The 8,774-nt window shown below is 43.7% G+C and carries 11 protein-coding genes; 6 read left to right on the top strand and 5 right to left on the bottom strand.

What is annotated here, in order from left to right; all coding sequences use genetic code 11:
* A partial coding sequence (locus OSCI_RS17130) for an HAD-IC family P-type ATPase (RefSeq protein WP_157135577.1) occupies window positions 1-927 on the top strand: 927 nt, incomplete at its 5' end.
* 33 nt (window positions 928-960) lie between these two features.
* Here OSCI_RS17130 and OSCI_RS17125 read toward each other — a convergent pair.
* On the bottom strand, window positions 961-1,308 hold the full coding sequence (locus tag OSCI_RS17125) for a hypothetical protein (protein WP_007356311.1): 348 nt from the start codon (window positions 1,306-1,308) through the stop codon (window positions 961-963).
* Between the two features lie 99 nt (window positions 1,309-1,407).
* Here OSCI_RS17125 and tmk point away from each other — a divergent pair, with 99 nt between their 5' ends.
* The 3 genes from tmk (at window position 1,408) to OSCI_RS28615 (ending at window position 3,597) form a co-directional block, all read left to right on the top strand.
* On the top strand, window positions 1,408-2,061 hold the full coding sequence (gene tmk, locus OSCI_RS17120; RefSeq protein ID WP_007356310.1) for a dTMP kinase: 654 nt from the start codon (window positions 1,408-1,410) through the stop codon (window positions 2,059-2,061).
* Window positions 2,062-2,354: 293 nt separating this feature from the next.
* Window positions 2,355-3,314 (top strand): DNA polymerase III subunit delta', encoded by a 960-nt coding sequence (locus tag OSCI_RS17115; RefSeq protein WP_007356309.1) that lies wholly within the window; start codon window positions 2,355-2,357, stop codon window positions 3,312-3,314.
* Complete coding sequence (locus OSCI_RS28615) at window positions 3,310-3,597, top strand: sensor histidine kinase (RefSeq protein ID WP_083811316.1); 288 nt, start codon at window positions 3,310-3,312, stop codon at window positions 3,595-3,597. The genes OSCI_RS17115 and OSCI_RS28615 overlap by 5 nt, the downstream gene beginning before the upstream one ends.
* Before the next feature lie 63 nt (window positions 3,598-3,660).
* Here the strand turns inward: OSCI_RS28615 and OSCI_RS17110 are convergent, their stop codons facing one another.
* Entirely contained in the window at window positions 3,661-4,299 is a 639-nt protein-coding gene (locus OSCI_RS17110; RefSeq protein ID WP_007356307.1) for a transaldolase family protein, read from the bottom strand.
* A gap of 267 nt (window positions 4,300-4,566) precedes the next feature.
* On the opposite strand from OSCI_RS17110, the gene OSCI_RS17105 reads away from it, so the two are divergent.
* The gene (locus OSCI_RS17105) at window positions 4,567-4,806 is read left to right on the top strand and encodes a hypothetical protein (RefSeq protein WP_007356305.1); all 240 of its coding nucleotides are present in this window, start codon (window positions 4,567-4,569) and stop codon (window positions 4,804-4,806) included.
* A gap of 366 nt (window positions 4,807-5,172) precedes the next feature.
* On the opposite strand, the gene OSCI_RS17100 is transcribed toward OSCI_RS17105, so the two are convergent.
* The 3 genes from OSCI_RS17100 to OSCI_RS17090 all read right to left on the bottom strand — a co-directional run bounded on the left by OSCI_RS17100 (window position 5,173) and on the right by OSCI_RS17090 (window position 7,509).
* On the bottom strand, window positions 5,173-5,610 hold the full coding sequence (locus OSCI_RS17100) for an ATP-binding protein (RefSeq protein WP_007356304.1): 438 nt from the start codon (window positions 5,608-5,610) through the stop codon (window positions 5,173-5,175).
* 5 nt (window positions 5,611-5,615) lie between these two features.
* Window positions 5,616-6,617, bottom strand: coding sequence for a sugar transferase (locus OSCI_RS17095; RefSeq protein WP_007356303.1), 1,002 nt, complete (start codon window positions 6,615-6,617; stop codon window positions 5,616-5,618).
* 223 nt (window positions 6,618-6,840) lie between these two features.
* Complete coding sequence (locus tag OSCI_RS17090; RefSeq protein WP_007356302.1) at window positions 6,841-7,509, bottom strand: DUF3318 domain-containing protein; 669 nt, start codon at window positions 7,507-7,509, stop codon at window positions 6,841-6,843.
* 310 nt (window positions 7,510-7,819) lie between these two features.
* Between OSCI_RS17090 and OSCI_RS17085 the strand changes: the two genes are divergently transcribed.
* Window positions 7,820-8,773 carry a polysaccharide deacetylase family protein gene (locus OSCI_RS17085; protein ID WP_019486876.1) on the top strand — a complete coding sequence of 318 codons (954 nt, stop codon included), beginning with the start codon at window positions 7,820-7,822 and terminating at the stop codon, window positions 8,771-8,773.
* The last annotated feature ends 1 nt before the right edge of the window (window position 8,774 follow it).

Below are 8,774 nucleotides of genomic sequence, written 5' to 3'. Positions count from 1 at the left end.
GAAGAAGGAAGAGGGGAGGAAGAAGGGGGGAAAAATGAAGAATTGCCGATTTCTGATGCTCAATGGTTGCTACAAATTGCGGCTACGGTAGAAAGTGGTACTTCTCATCCTTTGGCTGAGGCGATTTTGCAGGAAGCTAGACAGCAAGGTTTATCTCTGCTTTTGGCTGAGGATTTCTACACGGAACCGGGTTTAGGGATTTCGGCTTTGGTAGAGGGCGATCGCGTACTTGCAGGTAATGCCGACTGGTTGAGGCAATATGGCGTGTTCGCAGAGATGTCTTCGCTCACCTCTCTCGAAGGCAAAACTTTGGTTTATGTGGCTGTAGCAGGCGTTTTCGTGGGGGTAATTGCTGTTAGTGACACTCTCAGACCTGATGCTAAAACAACTATAGAGAAGTTGCGAAGTATGGGATTGAGGGTAATGCTGGTGACGGGCGATCGGCGAGAGGTGGCTTTCGCGATCGCGCAACAATTAGATATCGGGTCTGATGATATTCTCGCAGAAGTTAGACCCCAAGGTAAGGCAGATGCGATCGCCGCTTTGCAAGCTGAAGGTCATCAAGTAGCAATGGTGGGAGATGGTATTAATGATGCCCCCGCTTTGGCTCAAGCAGATGTCGGGATTGGGATGCAAGCAGGTACAGATGCAGCAGTAGAAACTGCTCAAATAGTCTTAATGCGAGATACTTTAGGTGATGTTGTCGAATCTATTTACCTAAGTCGTCTTACTTTCAACAAAATTAGGCAGAATTTGTTTTGGGCTTTTGCTTATAATATCTTGGGAATTCCCATCGCGGCTGGCATTTTGCTCCCAACTTTCGGTCTGGCACTTAGTCCCGCAGCAGCAGGTGCTTTTATGGCTTTTAGTTCTGTAAGTGTTGTGACCAACTCTTTGCTACTACGCCAGAAAGTAATTAAAAATTAAAAATTAGAGATCCTATTTTTAATTTTTAATTATCTAGATTCCCATGCTTTCAAGGAGTTGCCAGTGACGGTTCTTAACGATCAACTCACTCACAAGCTCGAACATTTGACGGCAGTGATTGTTAGATTTCAGCGGCAGTTCCTCATTTTTTATTACTAAATCCATGCGGACTTCTGATTGAGAATTTGAGCTTTTATCAATGAGAACTTCCGCAGTGACAAGTTTAGGAATAGAAACTTGACCAGGTAGTTCGCGAGCCATCAGATAGTCTCCACTATCGTAGATAATATCAAGATCGCAAGAGACTAAAATCTCGATTACTAATTGCCGGAGGCGTTCAATAGGAACGGCGACGATAAAGAAACCAGTATAGCGAGCCATAGGAAACTCCAGGCGTGAGGCATCAAACCTCCCCATCATATCGAAGAAGACAGAGAACTACAGAGCAGTAACAATGTATTGGGGCATGAGGATAAGAAAATGGACGGTAAGTTAATTGTATTTGAGGGGGTCGAAGGGAGCGGAAAAACAACGCAAATCGAGCGATCGCGGCTTTGGTTGTTGTCAAAGGAGAACCATTGCAAAGTTCCACAAATTGTGGTGACTCGCGAACCAGGAGGTACGGATTTAGGGAAAGGGTTACGAGGGTTACTATTGGAGTCAGGGGGGGAAAATATCTGCGATCGCGCGGAATTACTGCTATACGCGGCGGATAGAGCTCAGCACGTCGAGGCTGTACTCAAACCTGAGTTAGCGAAGGGGTCGATAGTTTTGTGCGATCGCTTTACTGACTCAACGATCGCTTATCAAGGATATGGTCGCGGTTTGAGTTTGAGTTTAATTAACCAACTCAATGAAATTGCAACGCTGGGGTTACAAAGCGATTTAACTTTGTGGCTGGATCTTGAGGTAGAGGTAGGTTTGCGTCGCGTGAAGCGTCGGGGAGTAAGCGATCGCATTGAGCAAGCTGATTTAGAATTTCATCGGCGGGTACAGCAAGGCTTTGCTGACTTAGCTACTGCAAATCGCGATCGCATTATCCGGGTAGATGCTAATCGTAGCGAAGAGGAAGTTTCAGAGGAAATTCATCATATTTTCACCCGCAAGTTAAAAGATTGGGGATATAATTGTTAGTAGTTAGTAGTTAGTAGGTAGTTGTTAGTGGTTAGTTGTTAGTTGTTGGCTCTTAGTTGTCATTGCGAGCGCAGCGAAGCAATCGCAATAGCTTAAACTCAATTCTAGGGTTGATACAAGTTAATTGAGCGGAATTGTACTTGAATTGGCTAAGGATGACACACAATATCTGTCTAGCGACTTACAGACCTTGCGATTGCTTCACTTCGTTCGCAATGACAGAAGCTAATAACAACTAACTAACTAATAACAACCCAAAATTAACAATTAACAACTAACAATTAACAACTATAATGAATTATTTTGCACCAATCATCAGTCAAAATCAAGCAGTAGAATTGTTAACTCAGGCAGTTGCTAAAAATCGAATTGCTCCTGGGTATTTATTTGCTGGTACTCGCGGCGTAGGGAGAAGTTTAGCAGCTCAGTGTTTTATTGAGCTTTTATTCTCTACTAACTTTGGCGATACAAAAGCAATCGCTACTCTCCAAAAACGCATACAAGAACGCAATCACCCCGATTTGCTCTGGATAGAACCAACTTATCTACATCAAGGTAAACGATTATCAGCAAAAGAAGCAGAAGCCGCAGGATTGAAGCGAAAAGCACCGCCGCAAATTCGCTTAGAACAAATTCGAGAAATCGGACAATTTCTCGGTCGCCCACCCTTAGAAGCATCGCGATCTGTCGTAGTATTAGAACAGGCAGAAACAATGGCTGAAAGTGCAGCAAATGGATTACTTAAAACTTTAGAAGAACCGGGAAAAGCGACGCTAATTTTAATTGCCCCTGGCTTTGAATCTTTATTGCCAACTTTAGTATCAAGGTGTCAACGAATACCGTTTTATCGGTTAGATAAAAATGCCATGAAGCAGGTATTACAGAAAACTGGAAATCAGGAAATTGTATCACATCCAGAGATCATGGCAATGGCTCAGGGAAGTCCCGGCGAAGCAATAGAAATTTGGCAGCAACTTGGGGATATTCCTGAAAATTTGCTGCGGAAGGTGCAGCAGCTACCTGAGAGCATTCGGGAAGCTTTGGAATTAGCAAGAGAAATTGATAAAAATTTAGATTCAGAAGCTCAATTGTGGTTAGTAGATTATTTGCAACATTGTTACTGGAGGCAATTTTTGTCAGGAGAAATCAGAAAATCTCCCGTTCAAATATTAGAGAAAGCGCGGCAATATTTACTTGGTTATGTTCAGTCAAGATTAGTTTGGGAATGTACGTTGATGAGCATGATTAATTAGAAAACCTACCATTATTATTCGGACTGAAATTCCCGATCCAGAAAAGATACCGATCCGCATTAAAGATCATGGTGTAGGTATAAGTGAGTCAGTACGAAATAAGATATTTGAGCCATTTTTTACTACGAAGCCGATCGGCAGTGGTACAGGTTTGGGGTTGTCAATTAGTTATTCGATTGTGGTGGAAAAACACGGCGATCAATTGACTTGTAATTCAACTTTGGGTGTGGGTACTGAGTTTGCGATCGCGCTTCCGCACCACTCAAGATCGCGCCAATATTGAAAAAGTAACGAGAACAAACTTTGAATTGGAAATGATACAAAAATTAATCAATCCGACACGAGCTCACCCCAAAATTCCCCGACCATTCTTTGCAAATTCATCAACAGTTTGCTGCGATAACTCGTGAACTGCCATCGCCTGCAATACGTCAAATGGTAGCGTCAAATGGTTTGCACCCGCTTGTAAAGTTGCCACTGCTTCTGCTGGTGATTTCACACTCGCGGCCAAAATCTCCGTATTGCTTCCCCTGAGTACACTTGCCATATCCCGCACTAAGGCGAAACCGTCCCCTAAAAGCCTGGTGGCGCGATTCACATAAGCGATCGCATATTTAGCCCCCGCTGCTGCGGATACCGCCGCCTGCGACGCACCGTATATCGCCGTCACCGCACAAGGAATCTCCGGCGACAAATAGGCCACTGTCTGGAAACCCGCCGCCGTCGCCGGAACCTTGAGCACGGTTTGCCGTCCAATTAATGCAAATGCCGCTTTTCCTTCTGCTACCATACCCTCAAAATCAGAGGCCATAAGCTGATAATATATCTCCCCAGAAATCAGTTGTGCCAGTTTCTGAAGTGTCGTATCTGGTGGTAAATTTGTCTTCGCTAAAAGTGTGGGATTAGTAGTAATTCCCGATATCCAACCGAACTTACTCGCTGCTTGAGCTTCAGATATAATAGCGGAATCTAGATAAATTGCCATTTTTTGTTTGCCCCTCAGTTTTGCAGTTGCCAAACTCTGAATTACCGCTAGAGAGTACGGTTGAATGATTGGCTAGTGAATTTAACTATACCAGTATTGGTCAAAAATTAGGATTAAGTAAAAATAAGATTTTAGTGATATGGGTCACTGAGAGTTTAGAGAATTGTCACGGTATCCATAAATTTTCATCACCAAATACCGGATAGAAATAGAGCATCATTGTAGATAGTGGTATGTCTGGAAGAACTCAAGGAGGTGGTTCCGACTATGACCACAGAACTAAATCAAATACCGATAGTTAGCTTACCGGAATCTTGTGCAAAATCTCAGTTAGAAGACTCAGCGGAAACCGCCCAGGAATTACCTATGACTATTCAACCGACAACCGTAATTGAAATCATTGAATCTGCCCAAAACGAGCGTGTGAAAGCTTTTGCCCGTTTAGCGATGACAAGTTTAACTTGGGCTCTGGCAGATATCGCAACCGCCAAGGCGGTTAGGGGCTAGGGGCTAGGGAAAGAAGAGGAAGATAGGGGAAGATGGGGGAGAAGGGGAAAAGAGGGACTACGATGCTCCCATGCTCAGGAAAGAAGAGGAAAAAGGGAATAGAATTAAAGGTTTGAGGAAACTAAAATGTCCTAACCACCTTGCCGATTGCTATAATTGCTAATTACTAATTTCTGATTGCTAGGGCGTACCTCGCTTGCTTGAGAAATGCTATAAATCTAAGATACTGAGTAAAATTCACCCTTTATTATCTTTAATCCGACTAAACCCGAATTTATTTTTAGCGCCGCGCTCTGGGCGGTAAAGAAACGGTCTAGAGGGTCGCTTTACTTAAGAAGTATTAACTCTTGCTTAAGTTAATAATAGTCAAGTTATGCTTTTTCGCATAACTAGGCAATTGCGATCGTCAGGAGTACGAATATAATCAAGTTCGTCGGTAAGCTTGTCTATGAACATCAGGCCTCTTCCTCCCTCCGCTTCTAAGGGGTCGGAGTTCTGTTTTAAGATGGATTGTAACTTTTCTTTTAGGTTAAATGGTTGACCGCGATCCCAAATTAGAATTTCTAAAGAATTGGTATATATTTTGATCTCTAATTCAATGGGAGTCTCAGGAGGCAAGTCGTGGTGAGCATGGCGGACAGCATTTGTAAAGCCTTCGTTTAAAATTAATTGGCACTGCCACCATAGTTGATGGGGGAGGAGGGGAAGTGCAATTTCTTCTAACCATTCTAAAACAACTGTTAAATCTTTCAGGTTGCTCTGAACCTGAAGATGAGATTTCACCCTTAGTTGCTCATCTTTCATTAATTCTATACAGCACCGCTATTTTTATTAAACAGGACTGCTATAGTTTTGAAAATTAATTTCAGATCGTACATCAGGCTCCAGTTTTGTTGATATTTTAAATCCAGGCGAATGACATCTTCAAAGTCACGCACGGAAGAGCGACCGTTAACTTGCCACTCCCCGGTCATGCCGGGTTTGACATCTAAACGTTGCCACTGGGGAACCTCGTAACGCTCAACTTCATCGGGGGTTGGGGGGCGGGTACCGACGAGGCTCATCTCGCCTTTGAGTACGTTCCAAAATTGAGGCAGTTCGTCGAGGCTTGTCTTCCGCATGATCCTGCCTACTCGCGTGATCCGGGGGTCATTATCGTTTTTAAAGATGGCTCCAGAGGCTTGGTTTTTGATTTGGGATTTGAGGGATTCAGCGTTGACGCACATGGAACGGAATTTCCAGATCCGAAAATGCTTTCCCATCCACCCGCAACGGGTTTGACCGAAAAAGATGGGGCCGGGATTGTCAATGGTAATGGCTATGGCTATTGGTAGGAATAAAATTCCTGTAATTCCTAAACCTACTAAAGCTCCTACGATGTCTATGAGGCGCTTTACCCAAGAGCGTACTGAGGGATGAGTAATCGGTAGCTGATTGTCTTTTGAATGGTGGGTTTCTGTTGAGTTTGCATTGGGGGCGGGTTGCTCGATGGTCAATACTTGGTCTAGGCTGGTGAGGGCAAATACTGCCATTACTTGGGGGTTGACTCTCCGCAGCACTAGGTTGCTGCCCTTTTGCCTAGCTACTTTCATGTTGCTAACGAGGGCACCGATACCGCTGCTATCTATGAATGTGGTCTGGTTAAAATCAAGGATGATTTCACTAGGGATGGTAGTCCCAGAGAAAAATTGCTGGCAGGTGGTCTTAAAGGCTACGGCCTCAAGTACACTCAAACGAACGGGCAAATGAACGGAGGGAATCTCGCCCTTGTAAGTTACCCGAAACTCTGCCTCTGGGGTTTGGCTGACCATGAAGTCTTGATTCCAAATTTCAAGCTAGTATCTTATCGCCTATTCTGTCTTAAATTTTTATAAGTCGATCAATTTATCGCTTACAAAATGCGATCGCGCTTCAGGCAAGAGGGGAGTTGGCTTTGGCGGAGGGGGGGGAACGCGACTTCTGATTTCTCAGGTCGGAGTTTTCAGAGTAATTTTGAAACCTGATGGCTGAAAGTGATGCCGTTCCCCAAGATATTTATAAGTTGTAGACGTTTTCTGATTGTTCGGTTTGGCGATCGCTACTTTTGACTTTAGCTTTGGCTTTGGCTGCACTGCGTTTGAGGGCTTGCAGCCGTGCTTCGTATCTGGCTCGCTGCCGCTTTTTGGAGGTTTGCTCCACTAGGGTTTTGAGGGCACTTCCCAGGCTTTTGTAAGCGTTGGGGAGGGTGTAGCCAAAGCGAGTGGCCAGAGCGATCGCTTTTTCGTCTGCTTCTGCTGCCTCTTTGAGGTTTTTCTCTCCATTATTTTTTTGATAGAGCCTCCAACCTGACACGCCGCAGAGGGCTAATGCCAGCAGCAGTAGTAAGCCGTCTTGTACCCACAGTTCGCCGACTGCTCCGCCTAAGCCGATGGCGAGGGCTGCCATTTCCCAGCCATCTTTGGCGATCGTATCGTTTTGAACTCTGGCTACTTCATGCCAGAATAGCAAATTTCTCTGATCCATTGCTAGTTGTTCCCAACGGATCAGGTCAATTTGAATTTCTACTTGGTCTTTGCCTATTTCTTCGCTGCGGATCAGGGGTGGATTGACCTCTACGGTCTTTTCTACTGTGACCCAGCTTTGCAGTTCTGGCGGCAGTATGCCTTTCAATCGCCGGATCTCACTCATCTCGGCTCTAGCAGTGGAGGTTGCATAGGATGTCATAGCTCCGGCCCTTGGGAAAATTCAAACGGAAAACAAGCCTCTATATTTTGAAGTATATCGCGGCAAGTGCGTTTAAGAACACTCTACAGATTACGATATTCTAAAATATTGTTTGCCTATCGGGGGGTGAGTTCTCTCCTAGTTGGGGGTGGAGGGAAGTTCTTGAGGCTTAGTGCCTCGTTTGAGGAGACCAACTTGTAGGTAAAAGGGGCGATACCATCTCAATCGTTATCTTCTAGAAACGATGCACAGTAATTTAGAGGCTTGCCAAGTCATGAAATTTGCAAAAAAAATTAGGTTTTGACTGTCAATGAGAAATTTTTTGGTTTATAAATTTCCTCGTTATTTTAAGCCTATCTTTCCTCTTAAAACTATCAGCAAAAAGCGCCTGTTTAGCCTGTTGTTTGCCTTCCTTATTAGTTTGCTAATTACCAAAGTCCTCGAAGCAACGTTTGTAGTAAAAATCCCCGTCTTTGGTTTCCATGATATTGTTGATATTCAGAATAAGCCAGGAGCTTTCCCATTGCCAACCGAATTAAAAAGCGACTACTACCAGCAAGACTTAGAAGCTTTTTTAGATAATTTAGTGCGAGACAACTATTGGTTTCTATCTACTCAAGAACTCTATGATTATTACCTAAGTAAACCCAGTCAAGTGTTACCCCCTGAACACTGTCATCAAAAAAAGGTAATGATTACTTTCGATGATGGCTATAAAAGCGTCTATACAAATCTCCTCCCCATCTTAGAAAGACTTGAAAATAAATATGGACAAAAAATCAAAGTAGTTTTATTTGTCAATCCCGGATTTATCGGCCGACGCGGTAAAACTTTAGACAAAGCCAACTGTAAAGAGTTACGGGAAGGCTTTGAAAAAGGTTTTTATGACCTCCAATCTCACGGACTTAACCATGAAAATTTAACCAGGATTTCTGCGAAAGCTGTAGAGCGAGAATTAGAGCAGGCTCAAATTAAATTAAGGAAATGCACTCAAGATTTAGATCCAAATCGAACAGTTGGTTCTCACCTTGCCTACCCCTATGGCGCTGTCAATAAACAAGTTGATAAGTATGTATCAAAATATTACTTATCGGGATATTTGTACAATAGCCTAAGTTTAAAGCTCGGTTTTTGGGGAACAAATCCGTATCGCATACCCAGATTGACTGCCAACAAGAAACACTCAGTAGAAAGACTGACAACAATGGCAGCAGGAGGTTGGCTGCGAAGCTTAATTAGAAGTAAATTTAAAGCGATCGACTAGA

Origin of the sequence: Kamptonema sp. PCC 6506 (assembly GCF_000180455.1) — a bacterium.
Taxonomy (GTDB): Bacteria; Cyanobacteriota; Cyanobacteriia; order Cyanobacteriales; family Microcoleaceae; genus Kamptonema; species Kamptonema formosum.
Note: the sequence above shows the minus strand (reverse complement) of the source record. Positions and strands in the feature narration are given on the sequence as shown.